The sequence below is a fragment of the Blautia sp. HCN-1074 genome (genome assembly GCF_037890165.1).
Taxonomy (GTDB): domain Bacteria; phylum Bacillota; class Clostridia; order Lachnospirales; family Lachnospiraceae; genus Blautia_A.
Genome location: NZ_JBBKBP010000010.1, coordinates 42,010 through 58,659 on the forward strand (window position 1 = coordinate 42,010; position 16,650 = coordinate 58,659).

The 16,650-nt window shown below is 41.4% G+C and carries 15 protein-coding genes and 1 tRNA gene; 12 read left to right on the forward strand and 4 right to left on the reverse strand.

From position 1 onward, the window contains the following. Positions 1 to 29 precede the first annotated feature (29 nt). Positions 30 to 341 (reverse strand): hypothetical protein, encoded by a 312-nt coding sequence (locus WKT11_RS10280; protein ID WP_117845343.1) that lies wholly within the window; start codon positions 339 to 341, stop codon positions 30 to 32. A gap of 259 nt (positions 342 to 600) precedes the next feature. Here WKT11_RS10280 and WKT11_RS10285 point away from each other — a divergent pair, with 259 nt between their 5' ends. From WKT11_RS10285 to WKT11_RS10300, 4 genes are all read left to right on the forward strand, one after another. Next, positions 601 to 1,866: an amidohydrolase family protein gene (locus WKT11_RS10285; protein ID WP_117675646.1), complete on the forward strand. Its 1,266-nt coding sequence runs from the start codon at positions 601 to 603 to the stop codon at positions 1,864 to 1,866. A 106-nt stretch (positions 1,867 to 1,972) separates the two neighbouring features. Beyond that, positions 1,973 to 2,629 carry a tRNA (guanosine(46)-N7)-methyltransferase TrmB gene (gene trmB / locus WKT11_RS10290; protein ID WP_340284149.1) on the forward strand — a complete coding sequence of 219 codons (657 nt, stop codon included), beginning with the start codon at positions 1,973 to 1,975 and terminating at the stop codon, positions 2,627 to 2,629. 245 nt (positions 2,630 to 2,874) lie between these two features. Beyond that, positions 2,875 to 3,030, forward strand: a complete 156-nt coding sequence (locus WKT11_RS10295; RefSeq protein WP_178761279.1) for a hypothetical protein — start codon at positions 2,875 to 2,877, stop codon at positions 3,028 to 3,030. A 124-nt stretch (positions 3,031 to 3,154) separates the two neighbouring features. After that, positions 3,155 to 3,227: transfer RNA gene (locus WKT11_RS10300), tRNA-Lys, on the forward strand. Positions 3,228 to 3,386: 159 nt separating this feature from the next. Here WKT11_RS10300 and WKT11_RS10305 read toward each other — a convergent pair. Further along, positions 3,387 to 3,821 carry a tyrosine-type recombinase/integrase gene (locus tag WKT11_RS10305; protein WP_117675642.1) on the reverse strand — a complete coding sequence of 145 codons (435 nt, stop codon included), beginning with the start codon at positions 3,819 to 3,821 and terminating at the stop codon, positions 3,387 to 3,389. A gap of 169 nt (positions 3,822 to 3,990) precedes the next feature. Between WKT11_RS10305 and WKT11_RS10310 the strand changes: the two genes are divergently transcribed. From WKT11_RS10310 to guaA, 6 genes are all read left to right on the forward strand, one after another. After that, complete coding sequence (locus WKT11_RS10310; protein ID WP_118609999.1) at positions 3,991 to 5,829, forward strand: AAA family ATPase; 1,839 nt, start codon at positions 3,991 to 3,993, stop codon at positions 5,827 to 5,829. A gap of 246 nt (positions 5,830 to 6,075) precedes the next feature. Further along, a complete protein-coding gene (gene recD2, locus WKT11_RS10315) occupies positions 6,076 to 8,733 on the forward strand; it encodes an SF1B family DNA helicase RecD2 (protein ID WP_118136281.1) in 2,658 nt (885 codons plus the stop codon). Positions 8,734 to 8,829: 96 nt separating this feature from the next. Continuing rightward, the gene (locus tag WKT11_RS10320) at positions 8,830 to 8,991 is read left to right on the forward strand and encodes a hypothetical protein (protein WP_340284153.1); all 162 of its coding nucleotides are present in this window, start codon (positions 8,830 to 8,832) and stop codon (positions 8,989 to 8,991) included. Positions 8,992 to 9,063: 72 nt separating this feature from the next. Further along, positions 9,064 to 9,204 carry a hypothetical protein gene (locus WKT11_RS10325; protein ID WP_340284155.1) on the forward strand — a complete coding sequence of 47 codons (141 nt, stop codon included), beginning with the start codon at positions 9,064 to 9,066 and terminating at the stop codon, positions 9,202 to 9,204. Next, positions 9,195 to 11,588 (forward strand): glycoside hydrolase family 31 protein, encoded by a 2,394-nt coding sequence (locus tag WKT11_RS10330; protein ID WP_340284157.1) that lies wholly within the window; start codon positions 9,195 to 9,197, stop codon positions 11,586 to 11,588. The genes WKT11_RS10325 and WKT11_RS10330 overlap by 10 nt, the downstream gene beginning before the upstream one ends. A gap of 659 nt (positions 11,589 to 12,247) precedes the next feature. Beyond that, positions 12,248 to 13,825, forward strand: a complete 1,578-nt coding sequence (gene guaA, locus WKT11_RS10335) for a glutamine-hydrolyzing GMP synthase (protein WP_340284159.1) — start codon at positions 12,248 to 12,250, stop codon at positions 13,823 to 13,825. Between the two features lie 113 nt (positions 13,826 to 13,938). Here the strand turns inward: guaA and WKT11_RS10340 are convergent, their stop codons facing one another. Both WKT11_RS10340 and WKT11_RS10345 read right to left on the reverse strand, forming a co-directional pair. Beyond that, positions 13,939 to 14,526, reverse strand: coding sequence for a helix-turn-helix domain-containing protein (locus tag WKT11_RS10340; protein WP_117639246.1), 588 nt, complete (start codon positions 14,524 to 14,526; stop codon positions 13,939 to 13,941). Positions 14,527 to 14,669: 143 nt separating this feature from the next. Continuing rightward, positions 14,670 to 15,212, reverse strand: a complete 543-nt coding sequence (locus WKT11_RS10345) for a helix-turn-helix domain-containing protein (RefSeq protein ID WP_055066090.1) — start codon at positions 15,210 to 15,212, stop codon at positions 14,670 to 14,672. Positions 15,213 to 15,378: 166 nt separating this feature from the next. Between WKT11_RS10345 and WKT11_RS10350 the strand changes: the two genes are divergently transcribed. Together WKT11_RS10350 and WKT11_RS10355 are read left to right on the forward strand one after the other, a co-directional pair. Continuing rightward, positions 15,379 to 15,573, forward strand: coding sequence for an ICEBs1 excisionase (locus WKT11_RS10350; RefSeq protein ID WP_081017244.1), 195 nt, complete (start codon positions 15,379 to 15,381; stop codon positions 15,571 to 15,573). A 20-nt stretch (positions 15,574 to 15,593) separates the two neighbouring features. Beyond that, positions 15,594 to 16,649 (forward strand): site-specific integrase, encoded by a 1,056-nt coding sequence (locus tag WKT11_RS10355; RefSeq protein ID WP_055066092.1) that lies wholly within the window; start codon positions 15,594 to 15,596, stop codon positions 16,647 to 16,649. Position 16,650: the final 1 nt, after the last annotated feature.

The following is a 16,650-nucleotide window of genomic DNA, read 5'->3' on the forward strand; positions in this document are numbered from 1 at the left end:
CACTTCCTTTCCTGATATTTTGTATTTGATTACATAGATAAAATTTTCTCAAATAGTTCCCGGGAAAGCTGTGTGTGCTGCTGCTCATACTGGGCATCAAGAGAAGAAAAGGTAGCCTCGGTGTCTGCCCGTAACTGCGATAGTCGGGAGTCTTTTTCTTCTTCAAGCTGCTGACGGATCTTTAGAATCTGTTCATTTGTCTGAGATTCCAGCAGATCATCGTAATCTTTACATTTCTTTTCCGCTTCTTCAGAAAGCACTTGCTTTTGTCGGTCGCAGTCTTCCATGATGCGTTGGGCTGTAAGCTCGATTTCAGATAATTTGTTAAGTATCTGCTCCATCTTCAACCTCCTTAGTTGTCAAATTTTTACAAAAAAATCAGATTTACTATGTGTAAAATAGTAATATCTGTTAGATATAATACACCCTTTTGTTGAAAAAAACCATCTAAATTTTCTTTAGAGAGAAAAACTTGTTATTTTTTAAACAAGGCGGGGAAATGGATGTTATTGGGTGAATGGGTGTGGTATAATGACTTATCGCAATTGTTCAGTGCATTAACAGTTACGTTTTATGTATAATTAATTCAGGAGGGATAAAATGGCGGATTTTGTATGTCATGGAGATATTTTATATTCGGAAAGTATAGAGAAACTGAAAGTATTTGAGGACAGCTATCTGGTAGTGCAGGATGGTTTCGTTGAGGGAATTTATGAAACTCTTCCTGAGAAATTTCAGGGAGTGGAGGTAAAAGATTATGGCAGAGGTCTGATCATACCGGCATTCTCTGACCTGCATATTCATGCTTCCCAGTTTGTGCAGCGTGGAGTCGGAATGGACAAGCTGCTTTTTGACTGGCTTAATGATTATACATTTCCGCAGGAAGCCCGTTTCGCATCCATGGATTACGCAAAGAATGTGTATGATCAGGTAGTGACAGAACTGCTCAGACAAGGAACGTTTCATGCGAGTCTTTTTACGACGATTCATTATGATGCGTCAGATTACCTGTTCAGGGCGCTGGCTGATAAGGGAATGTATGCGTATGTGGGTAAAGTGAATATGGATATGAATTCTCCTGAGTATCTGTGTGAGACGACAGAAGAATCCCTGAAAGAGACAGAGCGCTTCCTTGCAGAACATCAGGGAAAAGGAACTGTGCAGCCGATTCTGACACCGAGATTTGCACCGACCTGTTCTGAGCCGTTAATGAAAGGACTGGGCGAACTGGCTGCAAAATATCATTGCGGATTGCAGACTCATCTGGTAGAATCTCAGGCAGAGGTGAAATGGACGTTGGAATTATTTCCAGATTATGGTTCGGATGCAGAGATTTATGAGAGAAATGGACTGCTGGAACATGGACCGTCTATTTTTGCACATTATATTTTTCCATCTCAGGCAGATCTGGATATTATTCGCAAAGCTGGCAGCGTAACAGTGCATTGCCCGGATGCAACTACCAATATTATAGCAGGAATTATGCCGGCGAAAGCATTAAGTGAGAAAGGCGTTCCGATCGCCATGGGCTGTGATATCGGAGGCGGACAGCATGCGGCTGTTTACAGACAGGTTGCAAGAGCAGTACAGCTTTCGAAACTGAAAGAGTTTTATGAACCGGAAGGAAATGGAAGCATAACGTTTGCACAGGCATTTCATATGGCAACCAAGGCTGGCGGAAGCGTATTTGACCGCGCAGGTTCTCTGGAGAAAGGCTATCGGTTTAATGCGCTGGTGCTTGACGGACTGGAGGATGAAGGCTTTACCCTGAGTCCGGAGGAAAGAGCGGAGAGATTCTGCTATGCGGGAGATGACAGGAATATAATAGGAAGATTTATTGATGGCAAGGAGATAATTTTGCCGTAATATCAAAGAAAATAGAGATGGAATTGCTATAGTTTATATTGTCTGATATAAAGAGACAGAGGGTGGACGATTAACGTTTTACTAATAAAATATATAAGGAGAGACTATGAGATTAAGAAATATCCCTGGGGCACAGGATGCGATTCTGGAGAGCCCTTATGTGGTGCAGGAGCCACAGACAAAGAAAGGACACTGGGCGGAGGTTTTTGCGAAAAAGCAGTCGCTTCATATAGAAGTAGGAATGGGAAAAGGACGCTTTCTGATGGACCTGGCGCGTCTTCATCCGGAGATCAATTATGTGGGAATCGAGATGTATGACAGTGTACTTCTGCGTGCGCTGCAGAAGAGAGAAGAGCTGGAGCAGAACGGAGAGGTTTATTCCAATTTATTCTTTATGAGAGTAGATGCCAGACTTCTGCCGGATATTTTTGAAAAGGGAGAGGTGGATAAAATTTATCTGAACTTTTCCGATCCATGGCCAAAAGCACGCCATGCAAAACGCCGTCTGACATCAAGAGAATTCCTGGCGCGTTACGACCAGATTCTGGTGCAGGACGGAAAGGTGGAATTTAAGACAGATAACAGGGACCTGTTTGAGTTTTCACTGGAAGAAGTGAAAGAGGCAGGCTGGAATCTGGAAAACTATACCTTTGATCTGCATCATAATGAAGAGATGGTGCAGGGGAATGTGATGACGGAGTATGAGGAGAAATTTTCCTCTATGGGGAATCCGATTTGTAAGATGGTGATTTCAAGGGGATAAATTTTTGCTATGTTTCAGCATGAATCAGATTGTTAATTAGCGTGAGTCATACTAGTGTAGAGATGTGTAGTGAAAACAGATTGAGGATATCTGTCTGAAGTCTTAGTGTTTTGCTGGATAGCTAATGGATAGGAATACAATATTTTATAGATGTTGTATTTCTGTGACTGGAATATGAAGCCTGCGTTGCATAATATAGTGTAAGAAAATCCAAGGGGCGCTTCGCGCCCCGAAGGAGTCTGCCTATGAAACGAAAAAGTTCCTTCCATAATAAGATGGTACAGTTTGGATATGAGCATAAAAAGTTTGACGATACTTTCAGCCAGGTGCGAAAGTCAGCAGAAGAGGTCAATAAGATGCTAAATAAGATGTCTAAAAAGGATGAAAAAAAGGAAAAATAAAAGAAATAGAAAATTTTCTAAAATTTTTTTAAAATACCTATTGACATTTTATCTCACATTATATATAATATCACTTGCGTTGAGGAGTTAACAAAACATCAACACAAAGAAAACAAAAGAATATGCGCCTTTAGCTCAGTTGGTAGAGCACCTGACTCTTAATCAGGGTGTCCAGGGTTCGAACCCCTGAAGGCGCACTAAGAACACTGTTTTTGCGGACAAAGCGATTGCCGCGGGGACGGTGTTTTTTATGTTTTATGGGAAAGTGAAAAATAAAGGTGTCTGGGAAATAGATAGAAATGAAGTATTTACGCCCCTATGGAAAGAGTTCCACAGGGGCGTAAAAGTATTTTATGCTATTGATACCGCTTAAAGAACACAGGGTCAAGCTGGTAAATATCTTCATGCAGAAGAGAAGACTGCTGCGCAAGATGCAGATAAACCCTGGTTACCTTATAATCCGTATGTCCAAGAAGCAGGCGGAGCATCTCGATGTTACCGCCGCCTTTAATATATGACGTTGCAAAAGTATGTCGACAAAGATGGGGATGAAGCCGATCTATGCCGGACTTCTTTTTTATCCGGGCAAAGAGCTGCTTGATCACATTGGAGTTGATCGCTTCCTGCTGTCTCATCTGTAAAAACACATAGGACATAGGGGAAAGGGCTGTATACTTGCGATGGATCACACAATACTTCATCAGGTTTACTTTCAGCCGGGGGCAGAGGATTACAAGTCTTGTCTTGGATCCCTTAGATTTATATACCTGAATGATATTTTTATCAAACATAAGATCACAGACGGAGGCCAGGAATCATTTTTAACTAGAAAATATACTGTTAAATGTGAGAAACTGGGCATTTTATCAGAAATACAGAGGAAATATAATGGAAATCCAGAGGAAATAAATTGCTGAAATTTCCGATAAATGCTATACTATTTCCGAAAGGAGCGATAACATGACCGATATCAGATATATTTCAACAAAAGAAGCCGCCGGGATTATGGGATTATCAACAAGAAGAGTAGTAGGGTTATGTAATGCTGGAAAACTGGAAGGCGCTTTAAGAAAAGGTCGCAATTGGATGGTTCCGGAGGAGACTGTATACGATTACATTGGCATTAAAAAACCTGAAGCAGGAAATGGAGAGGTTCTTTCTTGTGCAGTTGGGAATACATCTTACATGGATGTAGTAAAGAACAGTTATTATGTAGATAAAACACTTCTGATCCGTGATTTGATTGATGATCAGGTTCCGGTCATTTTGTTTACCAGACCACGAAGATTTGGAAAGACACTTGCTCTTGATATGCTTAAAACTTTTTTTGAAAAAACAAAAGAGGATACTTCCGTTTACTTCAAAGATAAGCAGATTTGGGCATGCGGTGAAAAATATCAGAAGATGCAAGGTGCATTTCCGGTGATTTTCATCACTTTCAAGGATGCAAAGTTTTCGGATTGGGCTAGTACTTATGCGGCAATTAAAAATGTAATTCGTGATGAATTTATGCGGCATGATGAGCTTTTTACAAGCGACAGCCTTAATCCGGTGGAACAGGACTATTTGTCCAGAATGCAGTTGGATGAGCTGAGTGAGGTGGAGTATACCAGAGCACTCTTGAATCTGGGACGCATGTTGGAAAAACATCATCAGTCCAAGGTAGTCATTCTCATTGACGAGTATGACACTCCAATCCAACAGGGACATTCCGGAGGTTTCTATAATGAAGTGATTACATTTATGCGTAATTTGATGTCCGGAGGTCTTAAGGATAACCCTGCTCTTGCTTTGGGTGTTCTTACCGGCATCCTCCGTGTGTCAAAGGAGAATCTGTTTAGCGGACTTAATAATCCAATCGTAAATTCTGTGCTTGATGAGAAATACAGCAAATACTTTGGATTTACTGTGGATGAAGTGGACACTATGGCAGCATATTATGGACAGGAGGAAAAACTGGAAGAACTTCGTGAGTGGTACGACGGATATCGTTTCGGAAGTACAGAAATCTATAATCCCTGGTCTGTTTCCAACTATTTTTATAATAACTGTCAGGCGAAACCATATTGGACCAATACCAGTGATAATGAGATCATGATATCTCTTACACCGGATATTGCAGAAAACCTTTTTGCGCTGTTGCAGGGGCAGACCGTTCAGGCATCGCTAAATATGGATGTCATCTATCCGAGGATAACGGATGGAACCGATACCATCTTCAGCTTCTTGTTACTTGCGGGATATTTAAAACCTGTAAGTGATGTAGTTGAAACAGAATTTGGGACATTTATGGAGCTGGCGCTACCGAATAAGGAGATTCGCAGAGTTTACAATACAGAGATTTTATCCTGGCTCAGGGGGACAGTGGATGGTAATATCATGGTAGGACTTGAAAAAGCACTGTATCTGAATGATGGGAAGAAACTTCAGGAATTCCTTCGAAAATATATGATTACCTGCATCAGTTGTTTTGATGGAGCCACAGAAAGCTTTTACCATGGCATGATGCTTGGACTGGCAGCAGGCATGTCCTCAAGATATTATATCAGATCAAACAGGGAATCCGGAGAGGGAAGATTCGATCTTGTGTTGGAACCTAAGGTACATTCTTTGCCGGGCGTTATCATGGAATTCAAAGCGATAAAGGATGATGCTGGTTTATCTGCATCCGCCGCAGAGGCTCTGAAGCAGATTGAGGATAAGCACTATGATACAGATATGGAGGATTACGGAATCAAGGAAATTGTAAAATACGGAATTGCCTTTGCTGGTAAAAATGTAGAGATTGCAAAAGGCTGAAAAAGATAACTCATACCCATTTGCTCGAGTCAGGTTGTTTTTTTGTTACCAATAAAGTCATAAAAGCTTCCTGGATGAAACAATACAAAGAGCAAAGATTGGAAATGCCCAGAGGGAAGCAGAACAGGCTTATAACTACAACAAATGGAAAGACAACCATGAAAATATAGTAGAGCCAAAATTCATTCCATTGCCGCAGGCAATCTGGACAGATAATCATTTGTACGACGGAGAAAGGAGACGGATATGGAGCACTTGCGTTGTGTAGTGGAGCGAATTACATATCAGAATGCAGACAATGGATATACGGTTCTGAAATGTGCAGTGAAGAATTACAGTGATCTTGTTACGGTAGTTGGCACAATGCCGGATACCCATGTTGGCTCTGTGTTGTCTCTGGAAGGGATGTGGAAGATGGATGCCAGATATGGGCGGCAGTTTTCCGTAGAGAAATTTGAAGAAACACTCCCCGCTACGGTATACGGAATTGAAAAATATCTGGGTTCCGGTCTGGTCAAAGGAGTTGGTCCTAAATTTGCAAAAAGAATTGTGGAGAAATTTGGGAAAGATACGCTGAATATCATAGAAGATACTCCTGATAAATTGCTTACGGTACAGGGAATAGGGAAAGTTCGGGTAGAACGGATTAAAACAAGCTGGCAGGAGCAGAAAGAAATCAAAAATATCATGCTTTTTCTGCAAAGTCATGAAGTCAGTACCTCTCATGCGACAAAGATTTTTAAGACATATGGCAGTGAGAGTATTGCAATTGTAAAAGAGAATCCATACCGTCTTGCAGATGATATCTGGGGGATTGGATTTAAGACAGCGGATTCCATTGCGCAGAAGATGGGAATTGATAAAGGGAAATTTGTCCGTCTGCGCAGTGGTACTTTTTATACATTGAACAAGCTGGCAGAAGCCGGACACTGTTATGCTACAAGAGAGCAGCTGATCGGGAAAGCAAGGGAACTTCTGGAAGTGGAAGATGCGGAGCTGGAAATCACACTGGATGAAATGATCCGTACAAATGATGTGATCCGGGAGGTGGCCGGTGAGCAGGAAGCGGTCTATCTGCCACCCTATTATTTTTCGGAAAGTGGATGTGCAAAACGGCTGATCCGGCTTATGTCCTGTGGAAAGAAGAAATCTGAGGATGCAGAAGAAATACTAAAGAAAGTAGCAGCTTCGTCAGAAATTACCTATGATGAAATCCAGTGGCAGGCAGTAAAGGCAGCTATTTCCTCTAAAGTTATGGTACTGACCGGCGGACCTGGAACCGGAAAGACTACGACAACCCTGGGAATTATTTCAGCATATAAGCAGGCAGGCTGTCAGATTATTCTCGCAGCACCTACAGGAAGGGCAGCAAAAAGAATGTCCGAGGCTACCGGTATGGAGGCTAAGACCATTCACCGGTTATTGGAATATAAACCGCCGGAAGGTTATCAGAAGAATGAAGAACATCCGCTGGAAGGCGATGTGCTGATCCTGGACGAATGTTCCATGATTGATATTATGTTGATGTACAATCTTTTAAAAGCGTTGCCGGAACAGATGTCTCTTATTCTTGTGGGAGATATTGATCAGCTTCCGAGTGTCGGGGCAGGCAATGTTCTCAGGGATATTATTGATTCCGGATGTGTTCCCGTTGTACGTCTGACCAGAATTTTCCGTCAGGCACAGGGGAGCAGGATCATTATGAATGCACACAGGATCAATAAAGGGGAAAGCATTGATATGAGAGGCGGAAAAGATTCAGACTTTTTCTTTGCCACTAAACAGAGCAATCAGGAAGTGGTGGATACCATCATTCAGTATTGCAGGATGAACCTGCCGAGATATTATCATGTGGATCCATTGCAGGACATTCAGGTGCTGACTCCGATGCAGAGAGGCGAATGTGGAGCAGTAAATCTGAACCAGGTGCTGCAGGAAGCCATGAATCCGTCAAAGATTTTTTTGAGGAGAGGCGGGACACAGTACCGTCTGAAAGATAAGGTGATGCAGATACGGAATGATTATGACAAGGAAGTATTTAACGGGGATATCGGCACCATCACAAAAGTAGATATGGAAGAGAGGGAACTGACGGTTTTGTTTGATGAACGGGAAGTAATCTACGATGTGACGGAGCTGGATGAGCTGACACTTGCCTATGCAGTGACAATCCACAAATCACAGGGAAGCGAATATCCAATCGTTGTCATGCCATTTACCATGAGTCATTTTGTCATGCTGCAGAGAAATCTTCTTTATACAGGGGTGACCAGGGCGAAAAAGATCCTGGTACTTGTGGGGGAGAAGAAAGCAGTGTATTATGCGATAAAAAATGAGACAACCACCGGGCGAAATACCATGCTGGCAAGACGTTTGCAGCCGGATAGCAAAGAAGCACAGGAAGTGAAGACACAGCTTTTGCAAGAGGCATTTGATGAGACAGTAAATGAGACTGGCAGTGCTCCTGTGGCAACCTCACCACAGAAGAGAGAAAAAAAGATTGTCTACAAGGATGGCATACAGCCTTCGATGGTATGTGAGACCCCGGCAGTTTACGAAGGAAATCTGTGGAAACGCCTGTCGCAGTCAAAGTTCAGAAGCAGTTTTTCCCTGAAAGCAAATGACAGGAGTTATGTATCAGACAAAGGAATGGATAAAGTACGCGAGCATGCCTGTGATTTTATCAGAAAACGTCTTGCGCAGGCAGACATACCAAATGATGGAAAACAGACACCGATGAGAGGACATCCTGTTTTTGTGGCACAGCATGCTACAGCTACCTGTTGCAGAGGATGCCTGGAAAAATGGCATCATATTCCCAAAGGACGGGAACTGACAGAAACTGAGCAGGAATATATTGTAAATGTGATTATGGAATGGATCAGTCGTGAAATGAAGAAATAAAATGTGGAATAGACAAGTGTGAATGATTGCAATAAAATGGCAATACGGTGAAAAAATATCCGGACAAATCGGACATCATTAATATAGGTATATCGAATGAAAAAAATACTAAAAAGAACAGGCAAAGTATTTTGCCTTTTCCTGCTGATCGTGGTGCTGGTAAATGTACTTTCACCTCTTTTTTGCAGGAAACCGGACGAAAAATATGTGGAAAGTCTGAAAAAGACAGAATTTATATCAGAGACAGCAGGCGTTTGAAAAATCATTCCCGCAGGCAATCTGGAATACATTTTGGCTACGTTACTGAGAACGGAGTGAACAGTAACGTATATGTCACATAATTTGTTCAGCAAATTTGTTCAGCAGTTGAAAAAATCGTTGTCAATCGGACCGCAGAAGATTAAAATAGACATAAAAGCAGCTATTACAACTGTTGTTGATGTAGAGGAGGAAAAGCTTTTATGGACTTAAAGAAATTTGTACTGGAAGGTAATCCTGTATGCAGAAAGGAAGCTGTGATCGTGAGCGATCATTTCAGGATTACAATGCTGACAACTGCCCTGATCCGTTTTGAGTACAGTGAAGACGGAGGATTTGAGGACAGAGCAACACAGATGGTATGCAATCGTGATTTCCCGGTGCCGGAATTCAGGGTGAGCGATGGTGGTGAGGAATTACATATTTACACCAAAGATCTGGAAATCCACTATGACAGGCAGAAATTTTCTCCAAGCGGTCTGATGATACGTGTTGCGGGTGGAAAAGCCAGCGAGCGTGTGTGGCATTATGGTGATGAACCGAAAGATCTGCTGGGAACAGCCAGAACCCTGGATGAAGCAGACGGTGAGATTCCGCTGAGTCATGGCATTATGTCCAGAAACGGTTTTTCAGTGTTGGATGATTCCCACACAATGGCTATGGGCGAAGATGGAATGGTAGAGCCACGTCAGGGAAACAGAGCAGACTTCTATTTCTTTGGATATGGTCATAGATATGTGGAATGCCTGCAGGATTTTTACAGATTATGTGGAAAAACACCTCTGCTTCCAAGATACACCTTCGGAAACTGGTGGAGCAGATATCACAAATATACAGAGACAGAATACAAAGAACTGGTAGAGCGTTTTGAGAAAGAAGAAGTGCCATTCTCTGTTGCAGTTGTAGATATGGACTGGCATCTGGTAGAGGATGTACCTCCTGTATATGGAAGCGGATGGACAGGATATACCTGGAATAAGAAGTTTTTCCCCAATCCGCCTGAATTTATGGACTGGCTGCACAAACATGGATATAAAATCACACTGAACGTACATCCGGCAGATGGAGTACGTGCTTATGAGGAAGCATATCCGAGAGTTGCAGAGAAGATGGGAATTGATCCTGCAAGCAAGGAACCGGTGCTTTTTGACATGACAGATCCGAAATTCATTGAGACATATTTTGAGGAACTGCATCATCCGATGGAAGAAGAGGGAGTAGACTTCTGGTGGCTTGATTGGCAGCAGGGAACTGTAACCAAGGTTCCGGGACTGGATCCGCTCTGGATGCTGAACCACTATCACTATCTGGACAGCAAGTGGAAAGGAAAACGTGCGCTGACTTTCTCAAGATATGCAGGACCCGGAAGCCACAGATACCCGGTTGGTTTTTCAGGTGATACGGTCATTACCTGGGAAAGTCTGAAATTCCAGCCATATTTCACGGCAAATGCCAGCAACATCGGTTTTGGATGGTGGAGTCATGATATCGGTGGACATATGTTGGGATACAGAGACGACGAGCTCACTGCAAGATGGGTACAGCTTGGAGTCTTTTCACCAATGAACCGTCTGCACAGCACAGACAACCCGTTCAATGGAAAAGAACCATGGAAATACAACCAGATCGTAGAAACAGTAATGAAGAATTTCCTGAAACTGCGTCATAAGCTGGTTCCGTATCTTTACACTATGAACCGTCGTGCAAGCAGAGCGGGACTGCCGCTGGTACAGCCAATGTATTATCTGGAGCCGGAGCGTGAGGAAACCTATGAAGTGCCGAACAACTATTATTTCGGCACAGAGATGATGGTATCTCCAATTACAGATAAGCTGGATCAGGTAACAGGACTGGCAGGTGCGAAGACATGGATCCCGCAGGGAATCTGGTATGATTTCTTTAACGGAAGAGCATATAAGGGCGGCAGAAAAGTGGATCTCTGGAGAGATATTTATGAGATGCCGGTACTTGTGCGTGAAGGCAGCATCATTCCGCTGAAGGACATGGAAGGATATGATAATTCCATTGAGAATCCTGAGAAACTGGAAGTACTTGTATATCCTGGAAAATCCGGGGAATTTGTACTCTGGGAAGACGGTGGGGACACACCGGAAGACCTGGATGAGAACTGGGTGTCCACCAGAATGACGAAGACTGCAGATGAGAATGGAACAGTATTTATTATAGAAGCTGCACAGGGAAATACAGCAGTGATCCCGCAGAAACGTTCCTGGAAGATCCGCTTCTGCAATATTCTGGACAAACCGCAGGAGCTTACTGTAAACGGACAGGCATATAAGGAGGCAGAGTTCGCAGAGGATGAGAAGCTTCATGGAACAATAGTGATCCTGAAGGATGTGCCGGCAGATGCACAGGTGAAGATTACTTTTGCGGCAGATGCAGCTGTTTATCAGAGAGACTATGCAGAAGAGGTTTATGAGATTCTGGAAAAAGCACAGATTACCTATGCACAGAAGACAGACGTTTATAAAGTAGTGAAAGAGCTGGGCACAGAGGCAGTGCCTGTTCTGGTATCCATGAATTTGAATCCGTCATTGCTTGGGGTACTGATGGAGATTCTTACAATGGGAATTTAACCGAATCAAGTAAGTTCCCTGCGGTAACACAAAAATCCCGCTCACAGTTGTGTCTTACTGTGAGCGGGATTTCACATTTTAAAAGAAGGAGTGCCGGATCTTGCGATCCGGCAAGTATGAAAAAGAAAAAGTTTTATTATAAATAAAGCGTTTGCTTTATTTGCTTATTAATATACAGGGAAAATGTGTGCAAAATGTGATGGACTGTTGAAGAAAATGTGATTAAATTCTAAAAAACTTATAAAAAAAGAAAAAGACCTGAAAAGGTCTGTAAAAAGAAGGAGGGCCGGACCTTGCGGCCCGGCATAAGTATGAAAAAGAAAAAAGTTAAAAATCTATGTGAAAAAGCATTTGCAACCTGTTTGTAAAGCATTTGCTTTATTTGCTTATTAATATACAGGGAATTTGTGAGCAAAATGTGATGGACTGTTGAAAAAAACGTGATTAAATTCTAAAAAACTTATAAACTGGAAGTAAGATTACTGTTCACACACCACTACGTTACTGAGAACGGAGTGAACAGTAACGCAGTAAGGAAACACAAGGTGGAAAACTGAAAATAAGCATTGTAAAAATTCGAACTGTAATTTATAATAAAATTCAATGGTAACGGTTCAATATCTTTACAGTTACAAATAATGAGAAACAAGGAGGAAAACATGAAAAGAGAAACAGTCGTCGTACTGGATTTCGGCGGTCAGTATAATCAGCTGGTTGCCAGACGTGTGAGAGAATGTAACGTATACTGCGAAATCTATTCATACAAGACCGATCTTGAGAAAATCAAGGCAATGAATCCTAAGGGAATTATCCTTACCGGTGGTCCGAACAGCTGCTATGAGGCAGATTCACCTACATGCAATAAGGAATTATTTGAGCTTGGTATTCCTGTTCTGGGACTCTGCTATGGTGCACAGCTTATGATGCATGTTCTGGGCGGAAAAGTTGAGAAAGCAGATGTGAGCGAATATGGAAAGACAGAGGTTCTGGTAGATAAGACAGATTCTAAAATCTTCAAAGATGTATCTGACAAAACAATCTGCTGGATGAGCCACACAGATTACATTTCCCAGGTTGCACCAGGATTTGAGATCGCTGCTCACACAGCAGACTGTCCGGTAGCAACTGCACAGAATGAGGAGAAGAAGCTGTATGCGATCCAGTTTCATCCGGAAGTACTTCATACAGTAGAAGGAAAGAAGATGCTTTCCAACTTCGTTCTTGGTGTCTGCGGATGTGCCGGAGACTGGAAAATGGATGCCTTTGTTGAGCACACTATCAGAGAAATCCGCGAGAAGGTCGGAGATGGAAAGGTTCTTCTTGCCCTGTCAGGCGGTGTTGATTCTTCCGTTGCAGCAGGACTTCTTTCCAGAGCGATCGGAAAGCAGCTTACCTGTGTATTTGTAGACCATGGTCTTCTTCGTAAGGATGAGGGAGATGAGGTTGAGGGTGTATTCGGACCAAACGGTCAGTTTGACCTGAACTTTATCCGCGTCAATGCACAGCAGAGATACTATGACAAGCTGGCAGGTGTTACAGAGCCTGAAGCAAAACGTAAAATCATCGGTGAAGAATTTATCCGTATTTTTGAAGAAGAGGCCAAGAAGATTGGGGCAGTAGATTTCCTGGCACAGGGAACTATTTATCCGGACGTTGTAGAGAGTGGTCTGGGCGGAGAGTCCGCAGTGATCAAATCTCACCATAATGTAGGCGGACTTCCGGATTTCGTTGATTTCAAGGAAATTATTGAACCGCTCCGCGACCTTTTCAAGGATGAGGTTCGTAAAGCAGGTCTGGAGCTTGGAATTCCGAAGAGACTGGTATTCCGTCAGCCATTCCCGGGACCGGGACTTGGAATTCGTATTATCGGTGAAGTTACCGCAGAGAAGGTTCGTATTGTACAGGATGCAGACTTCATTTATCGTGAAGAGGTAGACAATGCTGCAGCTGAGTATAAGAAAGAACATGGTGAAGATCCTTCATGGATGCCGAACCAGTACTTCGCAGCACTGACAAATATGCGAAGTGTAGGCGTTATGGGTGACTTCAGAACTTATGATTACGCTGTAGCGCTCCGCGCAGTGAAGACCATCGACTTCATGACAGCCGAGTCTGCTGAGATTCCGTATGCAGTACTGAACAAGGTTATGAACCGCATTATTAACGAAGTTAAGGGCGTTAACCGCGTATTCTATGACCTGACCAGCAAGCCGCCGGGTACGATTGAATTCGAATAACGGACAAAAAACCTCGGATGCCCATTTTACAAGGGTTTCCGAGGTTTTGTTATGTCTGTTGGCTCTATTTTGGCTCTATTTAAGAAATTTTGATAGGTAAAAACGTCGACGGATTAAAAAATATAGGATTTGAGCAACCAAACAAAAAACATAGATATAATAAATCCGATTGTGGCACTTAGTAAAGCTGAAAGCAGTTGCTGATAAGGACGTTTTCCTTTTTCTTGTGCTTTTTCAATTTCATCTAATTGCTTTCCTTCGGTGAATGCCACAATTTCTTTGTACGTCATAATATCATTTTCTTTTTTGAACTTTTCTACTCTTAAAGCGTAATATATCATAATTAAGAAAAGAATTCCCCAAACGATATATCCACAATATCCTAAAAATACTGCCAATGGCACAGCTGCAATGACAGTTAATATTAAAAGTACTGTAAAAATAGCTCCATCACGATTAAATTTCTGTATAGCTTCTTTGCTAATTTCTTCTTTCATAGTAGTAATATCTCCTTTGATTAGTTGATCAAGAGAGATGTGAAATGTTGAACTTAACAGTAGCAGGCTATGAATATCTGGATAACTTTTATCATTTTCCCAATTAGAAATAGTTTGTCTTGTGACATATATTTTTTCTGCAAGTTCTTCCTGAGATAAATTCATATCTGTTCGATATCTTTTTATCTGTTTATACAGTTCCAATGCGCGTCCTCCTTTTTACGTGTTTTTTCTCTCGACCTAGACATATCGTATTAAATGTTAGTAAATGATTCTATCAAAATGCTTTTACATAGAGTAAATTCAATAGTCAAAGGTCTTTTACATAGTAGAATGAGAGGTTATATCTATTGTGGAAATACTTTTACAGTAATTCTGTTGGTTCCTTTTTTGACAACCATATTATCATCTACTAGATGATTTTTTATATCTTCCATGTTCTGCTCAATCTCAGTGATAGTTTCTGCATAATTATCTTCGGCACTCAATTTATTCTTGGAGTTTTCCAGATTTTCTTTTATTTGCTTTGCTTTAAGATAGGTGCAAAGTTTATTGTTGATAGCAGCGTTCTGAAAAGAAAATTTCACAGTAGAAGGGATAAACTCTCCATTTTCATCTCTTTCTGCTTCAAATTTCATATCTACTTGCTCATCTAATTTAAACAGTAAAGAAAGTACATCAGATACAGTTTCTATATCAAAATCCATGAATAGATTAATGCTGATGCCAAGAGCGTTTGTGATTTTCAGTAATTGATCCGGCTTTGGATTGCGAATACCATACTCATACTTTTTGATAGTAGCCGGATTTATGCCGGAAAGATTTCCCAACATTTCTTGTGATATTCCACGTATATTCCGATAATATTTGATTTTTTCTCCGACAGTCATAGTGTTTCTCCTTTTTGTGCTTTGTGGGTATAGAGATAGTTTAGCACATTGGGACACATTTGTGTATAAAAATTTATGAAAAATACTTGACGAACACAAATGTGTACTATATAATACGAATTACAAGGAACACAAAAGTGTACCAAGATTAAAGAGGAAAGGAGAAATGAATATGGAGAATACGATGAAAATGTATATTACCGCAGATGAAGTTGCTGAATTACTCGGAGTATCTAGAGGGTATGCATATAAAGTTATTCGAGGACTGAATGATGAGTTGAAAGCAAAGGGATTTCGAGTGATTTCAGGGAAAGTGCCAAGAAAGTATTTTCAGGAAAAATATTATGGAATGGTTGTTTAGAAGAAAGAGGGGATGAAGATATGCCGGCAACAAGAGACGGAAAATTATGGCGCAGTCAGTTTTATTATAAAGACTGGCAGGGAGTACGCCGCAAAAAGAACAAACGAGGTTTTAAGACAAAAGGAGAAGCAGATGAATGGGAAAGAAACTTTCTTCAGCAACAGCAGAAGAATCTGGATATCAGTTTTGAGAATTTTGTAGAAATTTATTTTGCGGATATGGAGAACCGTTTACGGGAAAGCACGATTATTAATAAGCGATATGTGTTTGACTTGAAAGTAACTCCGTATTTCAAACATAAGAAAATGTGTGAAATTCAAACTTCAGATATCAGAGCATGGCAGAATGAGTTGATTAAAAAGGGATATGCTCCGACTTATCTGAAAAGTATTAACAATCAGTTGGCAGCGCTTTTTAATTATGCTGTACGCTATTATGATCTGCGTGATAATCCTTGCAGAAAAGCAGGAAGTATCGGAAAGAGCAAGGCTGATGAAATGGATTTTTGGACAAAACAGGAGTTCAAAGAGTTCTTGCCATCTATGGATAGTAAGCCTGAAGCAAGAATGGCATTCCTGCTCTTATATTGGACTGGTATGAGAATTGGAGAATTGCTTGCTTTAACTTATGAAGATATAGACTTAGAAAAACGTTGTATCACGATTAACAAGTCATATCAGCGTTTGAACGGTAAGGATATGATCACGCCGCCGAAGACTCCGAAAAGCAATCGTCAAATATCTATTCCGCCATTTTTAGCGGAAGAATTAAAAGAATATTGCAGTATGTTGTATGGAATAACGGCAAATGAAAGAATGTTTCGATTTACAAAATCATTCATGGAACATGAAATGGTTCGGGGGATAAAAGAAACAGGTGTTAGACGTATCCGTCTGCATGATTTAAGACATTCTCATGCGTCATTGTTGGTTGAAATGGGATTTCAGCCATTGGCGATTGCAGAACGGTTGGGGCATGAGAAGATTGAGACTACCTTGAACACATACTCACATTTGTATCCCAATAAACAAGCAGAATTGGCAGAGAAGTTGGAAATTGCCAATGGAGAGGAGTAGC